This is a genomic window from Burkholderiales bacterium (genome assembly GCA_035543335.1).
In the GTDB taxonomy this organism is placed as follows: Bacteria; Pseudomonadota; Gammaproteobacteria; order Burkholderiales; family JAHFRG01; genus JAHFRG01.
The window spans coordinates 22,859-39,863 of record DASZZH010000034.1 but is presented as its reverse complement, the minus strand read 5'-3'; the positions used below and the strand labels follow the sequence as shown (position 1 = coordinate 39,863).

The 17,005-nt window shown below is 58.0% G+C and carries 12 protein-coding genes; 10 read left to right on the top strand and 2 right to left on the bottom strand.

Annotated features, from left to right (window positions below; translation table 11 throughout):
- Window positions 1–26: 26 nt before the first annotated feature.
- From prpB to VHE58_09390, 4 genes are all read left to right on the top strand, one after another.
- Window positions 27–911: a methylisocitrate lyase gene (gene prpB, locus VHE58_09405; protein HVS27492.1), complete on the top strand. Its 885-nt coding sequence runs from the start codon at window positions 27–29 to the stop codon at window positions 909–911.
- On the top strand, window positions 908–2,062 hold the full coding sequence (gene prpC, locus VHE58_09400; GenBank protein HVS27491.1) for a 2-methylcitrate synthase: 1,155 nt from the start codon (window positions 908–910) through the stop codon (window positions 2,060–2,062). Before prpB ends, prpC begins: the two co-directional genes overlap by 4 nt.
- A 14-nt stretch (window positions 2,063–2,076) precedes the next feature.
- Entirely contained in the window at window positions 2,077–3,519 is a 1,443-nt protein-coding gene (locus VHE58_09395) for a bifunctional 2-methylcitrate dehydratase/aconitate hydratase (GenBank protein HVS27490.1), read from the top strand.
- An 83-nt stretch (window positions 3,520–3,602) separates the two neighbouring features.
- The gene (locus tag VHE58_09390) at window positions 3,603–6,455 is read left to right on the top strand and encodes an aconitate hydratase (protein ID HVS27489.1); all 2,853 of its coding nucleotides are present in this window, start codon (window positions 3,603–3,605) and stop codon (window positions 6,453–6,455) included.
- A 435-nt stretch (window positions 6,456–6,890) separates the two neighbouring features.
- On the opposite strand, the gene VHE58_09385 is transcribed toward VHE58_09390, so the two are convergent.
- Window positions 6,891–8,096 (bottom strand): MFS transporter, encoded by a 1,206-nt coding sequence (locus tag VHE58_09385; protein ID HVS27488.1) that lies wholly within the window; start codon window positions 8,094–8,096, stop codon window positions 6,891–6,893.
- A gap of 613 nt (window positions 8,097–8,709) precedes the next feature.
- Between VHE58_09385 and msrB the strand changes: the two genes are divergently transcribed.
- The 5 genes from msrB to VHE58_09360 all read left to right on the top strand — a co-directional run bounded on the left by msrB (window position 8,710) and on the right by VHE58_09360 (window position 11,194).
- On the top strand, window positions 8,710–9,108 hold the full coding sequence (msrB, locus tag VHE58_09380; protein ID HVS27487.1) for a peptide-methionine (R)-S-oxide reductase MsrB: 399 nt from the start codon (window positions 8,710–8,712) through the stop codon (window positions 9,106–9,108).
- A gap of 74 nt (window positions 9,109–9,182) precedes the next feature.
- Complete coding sequence (locus VHE58_09375) at window positions 9,183–9,722, top strand: septation protein A (protein ID HVS27486.1); 540 nt, start codon at window positions 9,183–9,185, stop codon at window positions 9,720–9,722.
- Complete coding sequence (locus VHE58_09370; protein HVS27485.1) at window positions 9,722–10,024, top strand: YciI family protein; 303 nt, start codon at window positions 9,722–9,724, stop codon at window positions 10,022–10,024. Before VHE58_09375 ends, VHE58_09370 begins: the two co-directional genes overlap by 1 nt.
- Window positions 10,025–10,088: 64 nt before the next feature.
- Window positions 10,089–10,355 (top strand): BolA family protein, encoded by a 267-nt coding sequence (locus VHE58_09365; protein ID HVS27484.1) that lies wholly within the window; start codon window positions 10,089–10,091, stop codon window positions 10,353–10,355.
- 23 nt (window positions 10,356–10,378) lie between these two features.
- Window positions 10,379–11,194 carry a peptidylprolyl isomerase gene (locus VHE58_09360; protein HVS27483.1) on the top strand — a complete coding sequence of 272 codons (816 nt, stop codon included), beginning with the start codon at window positions 10,379–10,381 and terminating at the stop codon, window positions 11,192–11,194.
- Window positions 11,195–11,354: 160 nt separating this feature from the next.
- On the opposite strand, the gene purL is transcribed toward VHE58_09360, so the two are convergent.
- A complete protein-coding gene (gene purL / locus VHE58_09355; GenBank protein ID HVS27482.1) occupies window positions 11,355–15,314 on the bottom strand; it encodes a phosphoribosylformylglycinamidine synthase in 3,960 nt (1,319 codons plus the stop codon).
- Between the two features lie 99 nt (window positions 15,315–15,413).
- Here purL and VHE58_09350 point away from each other — a divergent pair, with 99 nt between their 5' ends.
- The gene (locus VHE58_09350) at window positions 15,414–16,949 is read left to right on the top strand and encodes an NAD(P)H-hydrate dehydratase (protein HVS27481.1); all 1,536 of its coding nucleotides are present in this window, start codon (window positions 15,414–15,416) and stop codon (window positions 16,947–16,949) included.
- Window positions 16,950–17,005 lie beyond the last annotated feature (56 nt).

Genomic DNA, 17,005 nt, shown 5'->3' with positions numbered 1-17,005 from the left:
CGCACATTTCTAACCAAGGAACTCCCATGAGCCCTGTCTCGCCAAGCGCACGCTTCCGCGCCGCCGTCGTTCAGGAAAAACCGCTGCAGGTAGCGGGCTGCATCAATGCTTATTGTGCGCGTATGGCGGAGCGAGTCGGCTTCAAGGCAATTTATCTTTCCGGCGGCGGCGTTGCGGCGGGCTCGCTCGGTCTTCCCGATCTGGGCATCGGCACACTCGATGATGTGCTCACCGATGCGCGGCGCATTACCGATGTCACCAGCTTGCCACTCCTGGTTGACGCGGACACCGGTTTCGGCAGCGCTTTCAACATCGCGCGAACGGTGAAATCGCTGATCAAATTCGGCGCGGCGGCGATGCACATCGAAGACCAGGTTCAAGCCAAGCGCTGCGGCCATCGTCCCGGCAAGGCCATCGTCTCCAAGGAAGAAATGGTGGACCGCATCAAAGCCGCGGTGGATGCCAAAACCGATGCCGATTTCGTGGTAATAGCGCGCACCGATGCGCTGGCGGTGGAAGGCCTGCAAGCCGCAATCGACCGTGCCTGCGCCTGCGCCGAAGCCGGCGCGGACATGATTTTCCCCGAGGGGATGACCGCGCTTGACATGTATAAACAGTTCGCCGACGCAGTCAGGGTGCCGGTGCTCGCCAACATCACCGAGTTCGGCGCCACACCCTTGTTTACACTTGACGAGTTGCGTTCCGCCAATGTCAGTCTCGCGCTCTACCCTCTTTCCGCCTTCCGCGCCATGAATGCGGCGGCGCTCAAGGTTTATCAAGTACTGCGGAAGGAAGGTACGCAAAAGAATGTGGTCAACCTGATGCAAACCCGCGCCGACTTGTACGAATACCTTGATTATCACGCCTACGAAAAGAAACTGGATGAACTGTTTGCGCAGGAGAAATCATGAGCGCGCAGCCAGTGCCTGAAGTGAAGAAAAAGAAGTCGGTTGCGCTGTCCGGCGTCACCGCCGGCAACACGGCTCTCTGCACTGTCGGTGTCACCGGCAACGATTTGCATTATCGCGGCTACGACATTCTGGATTTCGCGGATGTGGCGGCCTTCGAGGAAATCGCTTATTTGCTGGTGCACGAAAAACTGCCGACGCAGACCGAGCTTGACGCCTACAAAAAAAAGCTGAAGAGCTTGCGCCAGATTCCGGATAATGTGAAAAAAGCGCTGGAATGCGTGCCAGCATCCGCTCATCCGATGGATGTGCTGCGTACGGGCTGTTCGATGTTGGGCACCATCTTTCCTGAACCAGACGATCACAACCCCGCCGGTGCGTGCGATATCGCCGACCGGCTGATGGCTTCATTCGGCTCGATGCTGCTCTACTGGTATCACTACACGGCATCGGGCAAACGCATCGAGGCGGTAAGTAATGATGATTCCATCGCCGGGCATTTCCTGCATCTGCTTCACGGCAAAAAACCTTCCGCGCTGCATGAGCGCGCAATGCAGACTTCGCTGATTCTTTACGCCGAACATGAATTCAATGCTTCCACCTTCGCCGCCCGGGTAATCGCCAGCACGGGTTCCGATGTCTACTCGGCGATTACCGGCGCGATTGGCGCGCTGCGCGGCCCCAAGCACGGCGGCGCCAACGAAGTCGCGTTCGAAGTGCAAGGCCGCTACAAAACCTCCGACGAAGCGGAAGCCGGCATCAAGCGCCGTATCGCCAACAAGGAAATTATCACCGGCTTTGGCCACCCGGTTTACACCACCGGCGATCCGCGCAACCAGGTGATCAAGGAAGTCGCGCGCCGGCTTTCCACGGACGCGGACAGCGTGCGGCTCTTCCAAATCGCTGAGCGCATCGAGACCGTGATGTGGAATGAGAAAAAAATGTTCCCCAATCTCGACTGGTTCTCCGCGGTCTCCTACCACATGATGGGCGTGCCTACCGTGATGTTCACGCCGCTGTTCGTGATTTCGCGCACCAGCGGCTGGTCGGCGCACATCATCGAGCAACGCGTGGACGACAAGATCATCCGCCCGAGCGCGAACTACATTGGGCCGGAGAATCGGAAGTACGTGCCGATTGAGAAAAGAAAGTGAACAGGAACAACTGAATGTCCAGCCACATCTCCAACATCCGCCCCAAGCCCGACAAAGTCCTGGTCGATATCGCAGACTACGCCAGCAAATACGAGATCAAAAGCAAGGAAGCCTACGATACCGCGCGCAACTGCCTGATGGACACGCTGGGTTGCGGGCTGGAAGCGCTCGCCTACCCTGCCTGCGCCAAGCTCATGGGCCCCATTGTTCCCGGCACCATCGTGCCCAACGGCGCCAAAGTTCCGGGCACGCAATACCAGCTCGACCCGGTGATGGCGGCGTTCAACATTGGCTGCATGATCCGCTGGCTTGATTTCAACGACACCTGGCTTGCTGCCGAATGGGGGCATCCTTCCGACAACCTGGGGGGGATTCTCGCTACCGCCGACTGGATTTCGCGCAACAACGTGGCGCAAGGAAAAAAACCGCAAGTAATGCGCGATGTGCTTACCGCCATGATTAAGGCGCATGAAATCCAGGGGGTGCTGGCACTGGAAAACAGTTTTAATCGTGTCGGCCTGGATCATGTGCTGTTGGTTAAGGTTGCTTCGACGGCCGTGGTGATGAAAATACTGGGTGGCAGCCGCGATGAAATCATCGACGCGGTATCGCAAGCCTGGGTGGATGGACAATCGCTTCGCACTTACCGCCACGTGCCGAACACCGGCTCACGCAAATCCTGGGCGGCGGGCGACGCCACCAGCCGCGCGGTGCGCCTGGCGCTGATGACGCTCAAGGGCGAAATGGGTTATCCGTCGGCGCTGACCGCCAAGACCTGGGGCTTCTACGACGTGCTGTTCAAGGGCAAGGAATTCAAGTTCCAGCGTCCCTACGGTTTCTACGTTATGGAAAACGTGTTGTTCAAGGTTTCCTTTCCCGCCGAATTCCACGCGCAAACGGCAGTAGAATGTGCATTGCAGCTGCATCCCCAAGTCAAAAACCGTTTGGACGATATCAAGAAAGTGACGATTACCACCCACGAATCGGCCATCCGCATCATCGACAAGAAAGGGCCGCTGCACAACCCCGCCGACCGCGACCACTGCATTCAATACATGACGGCGATTGGTCTCATTTTCGGCAATCTTACCGCGCAGCATTACGAAGACCAGGTCGCCAAAGACCCGCGTATTGATGCGTTGCGCGACAAAATGGAATGCGTGGAAAGTAAACAATACAGCAAGGATTATCTGGACCCGAACAAGCGCTCGATTGCCAACGCGGTGCAAATATTCTTCAAGGACGGCGGCAAGACCGAGAAAGTGGAAGTAGAATACCCGATTGGGCACCGCCGCCGCCGCACCGAGGGCATTCCGCTGCTGGTTGAGAAGTTCAAGACCCACCTGGCGCGCCGCTTCCCCGCCAAGCGGCAGAAAGCCATCCTCAACCTTTGTCTCGACCGGAAGCGGCTGGAGGCCACGCCGGTCAACGAATTTGTGGATTTGTTTGTAATCTAAATCTTTTGGCGGTCGGCAATCAGCGGCCAGCAAATCCTCTGAAAGCCGAGTGCCGGGAGCTGATAGCTTTTTAAGGGTTAGCAATGAGCCATAATCTTTATAACTCTCTCCACGAATTCAAGCTGGAATCCGGTAAAACCGGAAAATTCTATTCCCTGCCCGCTCTGGAAAAAACCGGCGTCGGCAAAATTTCGCGCCTGCCGGTTTCCATTCGTATCGTGCTGGAATCAGTGCTGCGCAACGTCGACGGCAAGAAAGTCACCGAAGAACATGTAAAGCAGCTCGCCAACTGGCAGCCCAATGCCGCGCGTGTGGACGAAATCCCCTTCGTGGTGGCGCGCATCCTGCTGCAGGATTTCACCGGCGTGCCGCTGCTTGCGGATCTTGCCGCGATGCGCGGCGTGGCGCACAAAATGGGCAAGAATCCCAAGGTCATCGAACCGCTGGTGCCGGTGGATCTAGTGGTGGACCATTCGGTGCAGGTGGATCACTACGGCACCAGGGATGCGCTCGATCTCAACATGAAGATCGAGTTCCAGCGCAATTCCGAGCGCTACCAGTTCATGAAATGGGGCATGCAGGCGTTCGACACGTTCAAAGTGATTCCGCCCGGCATCGGCATCGTGCACCAGGTAAATCTAGAATACCTCGCGCGCGGGGTGCATCAGAAAAACGGCGTGTACTACCCCGACACGCTGGTCGGCACCGACTCGCACACCACCATGATCAACGGTATCGGCGTGGTCGGCTGGGGCGTGGGCGGCATTGAAGCCGAGGCCGGCATGCTGGGGCAGCCGGTGTATTTCCTCACGCCGGATGTAATGGGAGTGAACCTGACCGGGCGTCTGCGCGAAGGCGTGACCGCAACCGACTTGGTGCTCACCATCACCGAGATGCTGAGAAAGGAAAAAGTGGTGGGCAAGTTCGTCGAGTTCTTCGGCGAAGGCACAGCTTCCCTTGCCGTGCCGGACCGTGCGACGATTGCCAACATGGCGCCCGAGTACGGCGCGACCATGGGCTTCTTCCCGGTGGACGAGGCGACGATTGAATACTTCAAAGGCTCGGGCCGCACCGCCGACGAAATTGATGCTTTCAGCTCTTGCTTCAAGGCCCAAGGGCTGTTTGGCATTCCGAAAAAAGGCCAGATCGATTACAGCAAGGTGCTGGAACTCGACCTTGCTTCCATCAAACCCTCCGTCGCCGGTCCCAAGCGCCCGCAAGACCGCATCGAGCTTGGGCTGCTCAAAAACAAATTCACCGAACTCTTTTCCAGACCGGTCGACGAGAATGGTTTTGCCAAAAAAGCCGACGACCTCTCCCAGCGCTATTCGACCAGGCCTAACACCGTCAGCAGCGGCGCCGAACCGGTATCCGGCAGAGACATGCAGAACTCCGAATCGCTCAAGAGCGGCGCACCGGCCAATGTCGTGGAAATGGTGGACAACCACCCCACACCTGGCAATGTCATCGAGTCGTCCGGCCCATCACCTACGGTTGAACTTGGTCACGGCGATGTGCTGATCGCCGCGATTACCTCCTGTACCAACACTTCCAATCCCGGCGTGCTGCTGGCGGCGGGTTTGCTGGCGAAGAAAGCGGTGGACAAAGGCCTTACCGTCAAGAAACACATCAAGACCTCGCTCGCCCCCGGCTCGCGTGTGGTCACTGAATATCTGCAAAAAGCGGGTTTGCTCTCTTACCTTGAGCAATTGGGCTTCACGGTTGCCGCTTACGGCTGCACCACCTGTATCGGCAATGCCGGGCCATTGGCGGAGCCGATTGAGGAAACGATCGTGAAAAACGATTTGGTTTGCGCCGCGGTGCTCTCGGGCAACCGCAACTTCGAAGCGCGCATTCATCCCAACCTGCGCGCTAATTTCCTCGCCAGTCCGCCGCTGGTGGTGGCGTTTGCGATTGCCGGCACCGTGCTCAAAAATCTGGAAAGCGAGCCGTTGGGAACCGGCAAGGACGGCAAACCGGTTTACCTCAAGGACATCTGGCCCGCAAGCAGCGAAGTGCATGCGCTCATGAAATACGCCACCGACCCGGCGACCTTTCGGCGGCTCTACAGCAACCCGACCAAGGATCATAAGCTGTGGAACAGCGTGCCTTCCGCTTCCGGGCAGGTTTACGATTGGCCGAAATCCACCTACATCGCCGAGCCGCCGTTTTTTCAGGGCTTCGGCATGCAAGCCGGCAAGAGCAGCAATATCAAGGGCGCGCGGGCACTGGGTATTTTCGGCGATTCGATGACCACCGACCACATCAGCCCGGCGGGCTCGATCAAGGAAACCTCGCCCGCCGGCAAATATCTCATTGGCAACGGCGTCATCAAGGCCGATTTCAACAGCTACGGTGCGCGGCGCGGTAATCACGACGTGATGATGCGCGGCACCTTTGCCAACGTGCGCATCAAAAACCTGATGGTGCCGCCGAAAACGGACGGCACTCGGATCGAAGGTGGCATCACACAGCACCAGCCTTCAGGCGAACAGATGAGCATTTACGACGCGGGGATGAAATACATCGCCCAAGGCACGCCCACCGTCGTTTTTGGCGGCGAGGAATACGGCACCGGCTCCTCGCGCGACTGGGCGGCCAAGGGCACCCAGCTGCTTGGCGTGAAAGCCGTGATTGCGAGAAGCTTCGAGCGCATTCACCGCTCCAACCTGGTCGGCATGGGCGTGCTGCCCTGCCAGTTCAAAAGCGACGACAGTGTGCAGACGCTGGCTATCCACGGCGACGATGAATTTGACATTCTGGGTATCGAGGGCGAGATTAAGCCGCAGCAGGACGTGACGCTGGTGATTAAGCGCAAGGATGGCAGTAAGCAGGAAGTAAAAGTGCTGCTGCGCATCGACACGCCGATCGAGGTGGACTACTACCGGCACGGTGGGATTCTGCCGTATGTTCTAAGAGAACTGATGGCGGCGTAGGCTGCTGTCAGTTCGTCCGATTCCCCCTCTCCGCGTGCAGCGGGGAGAGGGCTGGCAGGGTGTTGAAGAACTCTACGGGGCCGCGGCGTCGGCTTTCCGGGATGGGATGCGCGAAGCGAGCCGCGTCGAATAGCCGTTGCATATTCGCAAGGCGAGCGACAAAGCAGACCGCCCGGAAAACCACGCCCCATCCGGGTTTGCACGAAAAATGCCCATCTGCTGCGTTTCGCTCCTCGGCATCGTAGTCCTAGCTACGACCTTCGTCGCGCGCCTTGCATCTGAGCATTTTTCGTGTCAAACGCGGCTCCCGGAGAGTTTTTCAACACCCTGCTAGGGGTGAGGCGTGCTGCGTGAGTTGGTGAGCCAGGCCGCCTGATCTGACGCTTTCAATTGAAAAGTCGGCATCCATAAAGCGCCGATTTTTTTATTCGCGGCTCACGCCGCAGCGCCGGCGCGCGCAAACCTGGGCATCTGCACTGCGGTGAGCATGGTAAGCAGCATGCAACCGGCAATGCCGTAGAAGATTCCCGTCCCATGTCCCCCGTCGAGCATCCAGCCGAAAAACAGCGGCGCGATAGATGCGCCGAGATCCAGGCCGGAATAAACCAAGCCATAGACACGGCCCACGGCGCCGGCAGGGGTGGCGGCCCGAACCAGCAAGACGCGCGAAGGCACGGTCATGCCGAGAAAAAAGCCCATCAACGTGGTGAGCGCCATCACCGAAGGCGCTGTTGCGTCAGCCAAAACAAAGGCAAAAAATGCACTGAGCAGCATGCCTCCCGCCGCAACCAGACTATGGCGGCTGGTTTGAGCAGCGACAAAACCGCCAGCCAGTATTCCGGCCGAAGTTCCAAGGAGAAAAGCGGTGAGCGCCGTAGTGGCCAGAGCCAGTGGCACGTGATAAACGGCGGTGAGCGCCGTGACCGAGAAAGTCTGCATGCCCACCGTGGCCATCGACCAGAAGCAGAAATAAGCAAAACACATGAGAATGGGCGCCCGCAGAAGCAAAACGATATTGGCGCGGGTAAGACCGCCCTGCGCAGCCTCCACCTTATGGCGATGGCAGACCAGCACAGCACGCTGCGCCAGGAGAAATGCCAAGACGGCTAATCCCATCACGCTCATGACAATCAAAGCCACGCGCCAGCCATAAACGCTGCCGAGCGCGAAACTCATCACCGGCGCGGCCGCCCAGCCGAGATTGCCGCCGATGCCGTGCGCGCTGTAGGCATGTCCCAGGCGCGGCGGCGTCACCGAAGCATTGAGAATTGCAAAATCGGCCGGATGAAATACGCTGTTGCCGATCCCCGCCAGCGCCATGACGGGAAACAACAGCCAGAACACCGGCGCAAGCCCGGCCAGCATACATGAAGCTGCAAGCAGGCCCATGCCGCTTAACAGCACCGCCCTCGCCCCGAAGCGGTCAACCGCGAAACCCGCCAGCGCCTGGAATACCCCGGAGCAGGAATAGAAAACCGTCATTAAAGCGCCCAGCGTGGCATAACTCACGCCGAACTCGTTTTTAAGCATGGGGAAAAGCGGCGGCAACGCAAGCTGGTAGAAATGGCTTACGAAGTGTGCCGAGCCTATCAGGCCGATAACTTTGGCGTCGCCTCTTAATGTTCCGGCGGCAGAATCCATTGCGCTCCTTAAATTGCATAAAGGCCGCGCATTTTACCATGCGAGTGGACACCCCCCCCATGAACTTATGTTATATATTAGGAACTCAGGAACCTCTGATTAAGTCCTCCGTGGATTGCGTTGCAGGTAAAATGCGGATGGATGCAAGACGCGCGACGAAGGTCGTAGCCAGGACTACGACACCGAGGAGGGCCCGCGTAGCGTCGCACCTGCGAAGCTGTGCAGCGGAGCGGGCCAGCGCTCGCCTTCGCGGTCGCACGTACCCGAGGCTTCACGCTCCGGCGAGCACGACGCAGACGCCGCATTTTAGCGCAACCCGGAGGGAAGGCTGCCGCGACACGGTGAGCGAAGCTGGGGTGCGGGAGCGGCAGCATGAGCGCCCCGTTTAACAGTGATTCTTGCGGCAGCTTGCGCCCCTGCCCGCACCACGCTGCGCGAGACCGAGTCCGGGGCGCCTTTCCGGGCGGTCTACTTTGTCGCTCGGCTTGCCAAGGGGGTCTGGCCATTGGCTGCGCCTCTCTTCGCGCATCCCATCCCGGAAAGCCACCGTCGCAACCGCGTGGGACTTAATCAGAGGTTCCCTACGCCACACCCAACAAAGGGACATCACACCATGAAAGACAAAACCGTTAAACCCGAGCGGGAATGGAAAGAGCAGCTCACGCCTGAACAATACGAAATCACCCGCAAGAAAGGCACGGAGCCCGCCTTCACCGGACAATACTGGAACTGCAAGGAACAAGGCGTTTACCACTGCGTCTGCTGCGGCGCCGAACTCTTCGGCTCCGCGACCAAGTTCGACTCCGGCAGCGGATGGCCGAGTTTTTGGGCGCCGGTCGACACCGGGAACGTCAAGACCGAGCAGGACAACAGTTTCTTCATGCGCCGCACCGAGGTCATATGCAGCAAGTGCGACGCGCACCTCGGCCACGTTTTCCCCGATGGCCCCAACCCAACCGGCTTGCGTTATTGCATCAATTCGGCGGCGCTCAAACTCGACCAGAAGAAGTGAAAGAGCCGGCACGCCGGAAAATGGACAAGCCCTTGTTAAACCGTCATACTTTGGCCATGCACCCCACATAGTCCATGAAATTTCTGTTTGACCTTTTTCCGATCATTCTTTTTTTCGTCGCGTACCAGTTTGCGGACATTTTCGTTGCAACCGCGGTGGCGATCATTGCGACTTTTTGCCAAATCGGCTGGGTATGGATGAGACACCGCAAGGTGGATATCATGTTATGGGTCAGCCTGGTGTTGATTGTGGTATTCGGGGGCGCCACACTGATCCTCCATGATAAAACCTTCATCATGTGGAAACCCACCGTGCTTTACTGGCTGTTTGGCGTCGCGCTGCTGGTCTCCGAATGGGGATTCAAGAAGAATCTGATGCGAACCATGATGCAAAACCAGATTGTCCTGCCGGAACCCGTGTGGAGCAGACTCAACTTAAGCTGGGTTGGTTTTTTCCTGTTCATGGGCGCAGTCAACCTTTACGTGGCTTACAATTTTCCCGAATCCGTCTGGGTCAAATTCAAGCTGTTTGGCGGCATTGGATTGATGCTTGTCTTCGTATTGCTGCAGGGACTGATGCTGGCGAAGTACGTTGAAGACAAGGAGACGAAGTAATGCTTTATGCAATCATCGGAGAAGATGCACCGGACAGCCTGCCCAAAAGACAGGCGACCCGCTCCGCGCACCTGGCAAGGCTCAAGGAATTGCAGGATGCCGGCCGCCTGATTCTAGCCGGCCCGTGCCCGGCCATCGACGGCCCGGATCCTGGTCCTGCCGGTTTCAGCGGCAGCCTGATCGTGGCCGAATTTGCCTCGTTGCAGGAAGCGAAAGTCTGGATCAACGCCGATCCCTATGTGGCTTCCGGTGTATACGGAAAAGTCGCGGTCAAGCCTTTCAAAAAGGTCTTCCCCGCATAGTGCCAGAAGCCATTTCGTTTTATACTATTTATACTATGCGTTGCTTCACGCACGGCGTTGCCTCATGAGCACCCTCGAGCGTATCCAGCAACAGCTAGCCGTGCTCGCGCCGGAAAGCCTGGAAATCGTGGATGAAAGCAGCAAGCACGCAGGGCATGAAGGCGCGAAAAGCGGCGGCGGACATTACTGGATTACTATCGTCTCCCGGCAGTTTCAGGGAAAAAGCACGATGGCCCGCCACCGCATGGTGTATACCGCGCTTTCCGGGATGATGAGCCAGGAAATTCACGCCCTCAGCATAAAAGCCTGCACCCCCGAAGAATTGACTTAACTTTTGCCAAAAGGAACCTGAAGATGCGCCTCAAGACTTCAAAACTGCTGCTGGTTGCAGTTTCCAGCTTTGCCGTTTTTACTTTATGCCATGCACAGGACGCCGCTAAAGCCGCGCCTAAATCCGGAATCGCCGTCACCGTGAATGGCAAAGCCATTCCGCAAAGCCAACTCGATCTGCTGGCCAGGGAACGCGCCGCTCAAGGACAGGCGGATACCGAAGAACTGCGGAAAAATCTGCGCGATGAGCTCATCAACCGCGAGCTGCTCGCCCAGGAAGCGGCCAAAAACAGCCTGGATAAAAATCCTGAAGTCGCCACGCAGATTGAATTTGCGCGGCAAACCGTCCTGGTCAGAGCTTATCTCCAGGATTATCTCAAGACCCATCCCGTCAGCGAAGAGGTTTTGAAGGCGGGATACGACAAGATCACGTCGCAACTGGGCGACAAAGAATACCACGCCCGCCACATTCTGGTGGAAAAGGAAGCGGAAGCGAAAGACATCATCGCACAATTGAAAAAAGGCGCGAAGTTCGAGAAACTCGCTGCGGAAAAATCCAAAGACCCGGGCAGCCGCGCCAAGGGCGGCGATCTGGATTGGGCTCCGCCGGCCAATTATGTAAAACCATTCGCTGACGCGTTAACCAAGCTCAAAAAAGGCCAATATACCCAGACCCCGGTGGAAACCCAGTTCGGCTGGCACGTGGTGAAGCTCGAAGACGTGCGACCGTTGAAAATCCCGCCGTTTGAAAACGTCAAATCCAATCTGCAACAGCGCGAACAGCAGCAACAACTTGAAAAATACGTGGGCGAGCTGCGCACCAAAGCCAAAATCGAATAACGCGGGTGGCAGCCGTTGGTGGTGAGCCCTTCGGCAAGCTCAGGAGAGCGTTCGACAGAGCCTGTCCTGAGCTTGCCGAAGGACATGAACGGCCGTTCCCTTCGACGAGCTCAGGGCGAACGGCCTGGCTTCAATCAAACTGCCACAACTACCTGAAGGCTCACCCCACCCACGTGCGGGCGTTGCGGAACACCCGCAGCCACGGAGCGTCCCCGCCCCACTCCCGCGGATGCCAGGAATGCTGCACGGTACGGAACACCCGCTCGGGATGCGGCATGAGAATGGTGAAGCGTCCGTCGGGCGTGGTGAGGCCGGCAATCCCGGAGGGTGAGCCGTTGGGATTGAACGGATAGGTTTCGGTCGCTTTGCCGTGGTTATCAACGAAACGCAGGCTCACCAGCGCCGCTTGCAGTTGCTTTTCATCCGCAAATTCAGCGTAGCCCTCGCCGTGAGCCGCCGCGATCGGCATGCGGCTGCCGGCCATTCCGTCAAAAAACAGCGACGTGCTTTTCTCCACCTGCACCAGCACAAAACGCGCCTCGAACTGCTCCGAGCGGTTGCGCACGAAATGCGGCCAGCTTTCTGCGCCGGGGATGAGCTCGCGCAGATTGCACATCATCTGGCAGCCGTTGCACACACCCAGGGCAAAACTGTCCTTGCGCGAAAAAAAAGCCGCGAATTCATCGCGCGCGCGCGGGTTGAACAAAATCGATTTGGCCCAGCCTTCTCCCGCCCCCAGCACATCCCCATAGGAAAAACCGCCGCAGGCGGCAAATCCTTTGAAGTCCCTGAGCGAGACGCGCCCCGCGATGATGTCGCTCATATGCACATCCACCGCGGCGAAGCCCGCGCGGTCGAAAGCAGCCGCCATTTCCACCTGGCCATTGACACCCTGCTCGCGCAAAATTGCCACGCGTGGACGCGCTCCAGTCGCAATATAAGGTGCGGCAATGTCTTCGTTCAAGTCAAATGACAACTCGGCATGCAAGCCCGGATCGGCAACATCCAAAATACGGTCGTACTCCTGCTGCGCGGCTTCCGGATTGTCGCGCAGCTTTTGCAGGTGATAAGTGGTTTCCGACCAGGCGCGCTGCAACTTCACCCGGGGTTCGGAGAAAATCGCCTTGGCATTGCGCACCAGGCGCAGCTCATCGTTTTGGTTCGGGCCGCCAATGAGATGGGCCTGCAAACCGGCTCGAGACAATACCTGCAGCACCACCTTGCGGTCCTCTGCCTTAACTTGCAGCACCGCGCCCAGCTCTTCGTTAAACAGCGCTTGGAGAATGCGTTCTCGGTAGCGGCCTGGCAGCAAATAATCCGGCTCGCGTTCCTGTCCTTCCACATCGTTGCAAAGCGGATCGTAACAAAGCCCGTCCAGATTTACGGTAAGGCCCATATGCCCGGCAAAAGCCATTTCACACAGCGTGACAAACAGCCCGCCATCCGAGCGGTCGTGATAGGCAAGGATTTTCTGTTCATTATTGAGCTTTTGCACGGCCTCGAAAAAGCACTTCAGCTCGCGCGGCTCATCCACGTCGGGAGCGGTGTTGCCGGTCTGCTTGTACACTTGCGCCAGCGCCGAGCCTCCTAGGCGGTTTTTGCCATTGCCCAGATCAATCAGGATCAACTCGGTTTCGCCGCAGTCCGCACGTAACTGGGGAGTAAGCGTTTTTCTCACATCCCCAACCGGAGCAAACGCCGAGACGATGAGCGAAAGTGGAGCGGTAACCTCTTTTCTTCTGCCGTTGTCTTCCCAAACCGTCTTCATCGACAGCGAATCCTTGCCCACCGGAATACTGATGCCGAGCTGCGGGCATAACTCCATGGCCGTTGCCTGCACCGCATCATAGAGCGCCGCGTCTTCACCCGGGTGTCCTGCCGCCGCCATCCAGTTGCAGGAAAGTTTCACATTACCAAGTTTTGCTATCGGAGCGGCTGCGATATTGGTAATCGCCTCCGCCACCGCCATGCGTGCCGAAGCCCTGGCATCCAACAGCGCAAGCGGCGAGCGCTCGCCCATGGCAAAAGCTTCACCGTGAAAAGTTTTAAAACCCATCGAGGTCACGGCGGCATCGGCCACTGGAATTTGCCACGGTCCCACCATCTGGTCGCGGGCGCTTAAACCCCCGACAGTGCGGTCGCCGATGCTGATGAGAAAAGTTTTATCGGCCACCGCCGGCAAGCACAACGCGCGGTAAGCCGCATCCGCCAAATTGAGATTGCCGACATCGAACGCCGGCAAGTCCCTGGCGTGATGCGTAACGTTGCGGGTCATTTTCGGCGGTTTGCCCAGCAAGATGTCCAAAGGCATATCCACCGGCCGATTGTTGAAAACGTCATCCTCGACTTGCAATTGCGGCTCGGTGGTCGCCTCGCCCATCACCGCATACGGGCAGCGCTCGCGCTCACAAATTTCATCGAATAAATCCACATTCTGCCGCTTTATTGCCAGCACATAGCGCTCTTGCGCTTCGTTGCACCAGACTTGCAGCGGCGACATGCCGGGTTCTTCGCTGGGAATGTCGCGCAGCTTGATGCGCCCGCCGCAGCTTGAACCGTGCACCAGCTCCGGCACCGCATTGGACAATCCGCCGGCGCCTACATCGTGTATGGAAAGAATCGGGTTCTTTTCACCGAGAGCCCAGCAGCGGTCGATTACTTCCTGCGCGCGCCGCTGCATTTCGGCGTTGCCTCTTTGCACCGAATCGAAGTCGAGGTTTTCCACGTTGGTACCGGTATCCATGCTCGATGCCGCGCCGCCGCCCAGACCGATCAGCATGCCCGGCCCGCCCAATTGAATCAGCAAGGCGCCCTGCGGGAATTTTTGCTTGCGCGTGTGCAGCGAAGCGATATTGCCCAAGCCGCCGGCAATCATGATGGGCTTATGGTAGCCGCGCATCTCGCCCGCCACCCATTCTTCATAAGTGCGGAAATAGCCACAGAGATTGGGACGCCCGAATTCATTGTTGAACGAAGCACCGCCTATCGGCCCTTCCAGCATGATTTGCAAAGCCGAAGCGATGCGCGAAGGCTTTCCGTAACCGTCGTTAACGGCCTCATGATGAATCTCCCATGGTTGCTTGAAGTCCGGAATGTTGAGATTAGAAACCGAGAAGCCTGTCAGCCCGGCTTTGGGCTTGGCGCCGCGGCCGGTTGCGCCTTCATCGCGGATTTCACCGCCCGAACCGGTGGCGGCGCCGGGAAAAGGCGAGATCGCGGTGGGATGGTTATGGGTTTCCACCTTCATCAGGATGTGCGTGTCTTCCAACGCATGGCGGTATTCGCCGTTTACCGGATAAAAACGTTCCACCTTCGCGCCTTCGATGACCGCCGCATTGTCCGCATACGCCACCAGCGTCCCCTCAGGGTGCTGCTGGTGGGTGTGCTTGATCATGGCGAACAGCGAATACGGCTGTTTCACGCCATCAATCACCCAGTCGGCGTTGAAAATCTTGTGCCGGCAATGCTCGGAGTTCGCCTGCGCAAACATCATGAGTTCCACATCGGTGGGGTTGCGGCCGAGGCGCTTGAAGTTTTCCAGCAGATAGTCGATTTCATCGTCGGAAAGCGCCAGTCCCATTTCCCGGGTGGCGCGAACCAGCGCCGGCGCGCCTTCGTTGAGAATATCTACGGTGTTGAGCGGCGTCGGCGCAAAATGCTTAAATAATTTTTCGGCCTCATCAAAGGAATCAAGCACCGATTCGGTCATGCGGTCGTGAATCAGCGGCAACAGCGCCCGCCTGTCTTGACTGGAAAGCGGGCCGCGGCTGTCGAAGTAAAATGCGATGCCGCGTTCGATGCGCTCCACCGCCTGCAAACCGCAGTGCCGCGCGATGTCAGTCGCCTTCGATGACCAGGGAGAAACCGTTCCGATGCGCGGCACCACCAGCAGCAATTCCCCTTTCGCCTGCTCTGCCTGTGTCACCGGCCCATAAGTTAAAATCCGCCGCAACACTGCATTTTCCGTTTCACTCAAATCTCCAGTGAGCGCCACAAAATGCCAAAACTTGGGATAAATCCCGATAATCGAGGGAACAAAGATTTTCAGAGAGGAGGTGAGCTGGTTGAGACGGAAGCCGGAGAGGGCGTTGCGCCCACGCAGCTTAAGGAGTCGAAGCATGAGTTGCAGATAGGCTCCCGAAAGGTTGAATTATACCCTAACCGAACAGTCGCTTTACAGCTAAACTAGCATCTGCCCCACTTTATGCATGATGCAAAAATGTCCGATCTTTTCGCCACGCCTCAACCCATTTACTTGAGCCGCGACATCAGAAAAATCGAGGCCAGGGCAGGCCCGGCGGGCAAGCTTATGGAAGCGGCGGGCTTGGCCGCGGCTGAACTCGCTCGTGATTTGCTGGGTTCCACAGGCAATGCCGTGCTGGTGTTTGCCGGACCGGGAAACAACGGCGGCGACGCCCTGGAACTGGCGCGCCATCTCAAGCAATGGTGGTTCAAAATTGAAGTCGTATTTACCGGCGACGTCAAAAAACTGCCACGTGATGCCGCCGGCGCCTTGCGCAAATGGAAAAAGGCCGGCGGCACGCTTCGCACTCAAATTCCAGAGAGCAAATGGGATCTGGTGGTGGATGGCTTGTTTGGCATCGGATTGGCGCGCAACCTCACCGGGAAATACGCCAGACTGGTGGAACGCATCAACCACATGAATATCCCCGTGCTGTCGCTCGATGTCCCCAGCGGGCTGGAAGCGGACAGTGGCCGTATCATGGGCATCGCGGTGCGCGCGACCCATACCGCAACTTTTATTGCATTAAAACCCGGCCTGCTCACGCTCGATGGCCTGGATTACAGCGGCGAGATTCATCCATGCACACTCGGCATCAATGCCAACTCAATTTTGCCGGCACCAGGCTGGCTGTTATCGAAAGCCACTTGCCCCAGGCTCAAGCCGCGGCCGCGCAATAGTCACAAGGGCCTGTTCGGCAACGCGGGGATTATCGGCGGAGCAAAGGGCATGGTGGGCGCGGCGTTGCTTGCAGGCCGCGCCGCGCTGAAACTCGGCGCAGGCCGAACTTATGTCGCATTGCTTGCGGAAAATGCGCCGAGTGCCGATTCCCTCCAACCGGAACTGATGCTGCGCACACCCGAAGAGTTGCTCGCGCTCGACCATCTCAATTGCCTGGCGGTCGGGCCCGGCTTGGGGAAATCGAAAAAAGCAAAGGAACATCTCGGTGTCTCGCTCAAAACCAAGCTGCCGCTGGTGCTGGACGCCGATGCACTTAACCTGATTGGAGCCGACGTCAAGCTGCGACAATTGCTGAAAAAAAGGAATGCCCCGACCATCCTCACGCCCCACCCCGCCGAAGCGGCGCGGCTGCTCGGCGTCTCCACTCAGGAAATTCAACACGACCGCATTGCTTCGGCCACCGGCATCGCCAAACGGTTTAATTGCCACGTCGTATTAAAAAGCGCGGGCAGCATTTGCGCGCTCTCGGATGGAAGCTGGTATATCAATTCAACCGGCAATCCGGGCATGGCCAGCGCAGGCATGGGTGATGTGCTGACGGGAATGATTGCAGCGCTGATCGCGCAGGGTTTGAACGCAGGCGACGCAATGCTGCTCGCGGTTTACCTGCACGGTGCCGCGGCGGATGATTTGGTTGCTCGCGGAGTTGGGCCGGCAGGCTCAACCGCATCTGAAGTTACCGACGCGGCAAGGAATTTATTGAATCAGTCGATATCACTTGCCAAGCAAAACGCACCTAACCCGCGGCGTGCAACCTACGCGAGACGCTAGGCTCGCGTGAGATTTCGTCGTTTGTTTCCGCCTTCCGGCGTTTGACCACTTGTGCC

Bases quoted from the DNA above. Each gene is read 5' to 3' on its own strand.
- prpC (HVS27491.1), top strand. From the start codon at position 908: ATGAGCGCGCAGCCAGTGCCTGAAGTGAAGAAAAAGAAGTCGGTTGCG.
- VHE58_09395 (HVS27490.1), top strand. From the start codon at position 2,077: ATGTCCAGCCACATCTCCAACATCCGCCCCAAGCCCGACAAAGTCCTG.
- purL (HVS27482.1), bottom strand. From the start codon at position 15,314: ATGCTTCGACTCCTTAAGCTGCGTGGGCGCAACGCCCTCTCCGGCTTC.
- msrB (HVS27487.1), top strand. From the start codon at position 8,710: ATGAAAGACAAAACCGTTAAACCCGAGCGGGAATGGAAAGAGCAGCTC.
- prpB (HVS27492.1), top strand. From the start codon at position 27: ATGAGCCCTGTCTCGCCAAGCGCACGCTTCCGCGCCGCCGTCGTTCAG.
- VHE58_09370 (HVS27485.1), top strand. From the start codon at position 9,722: ATGCTTTATGCAATCATCGGAGAAGATGCACCGGACAGCCTGCCCAAA.
- VHE58_09385 (HVS27488.1), bottom strand. From the start codon at position 8,096: ATGGATTCTGCCGCCGGAACATTAAGAGGCGACGCCAAAGTTATCGGC.
- VHE58_09350 (HVS27481.1), top strand. From the start codon at position 15,414: ATGTCCGATCTTTTCGCCACGCCTCAACCCATTTACTTGAGCCGCGAC.
- VHE58_09365 (HVS27484.1), top strand. From the start codon at position 10,089: ATGAGCACCCTCGAGCGTATCCAGCAACAGCTAGCCGTGCTCGCGCCG.
- VHE58_09360 (HVS27483.1), top strand. From the start codon at position 10,379: ATGCGCCTCAAGACTTCAAAACTGCTGCTGGTTGCAGTTTCCAGCTTT.
- VHE58_09375 (HVS27486.1), top strand. From the start codon at position 9,183: ATGAAATTTCTGTTTGACCTTTTTCCGATCATTCTTTTTTTCGTCGCG.
- VHE58_09390 (HVS27489.1), top strand. From the start codon at position 3,603: ATGAGCCATAATCTTTATAACTCTCTCCACGAATTCAAGCTGGAATCC.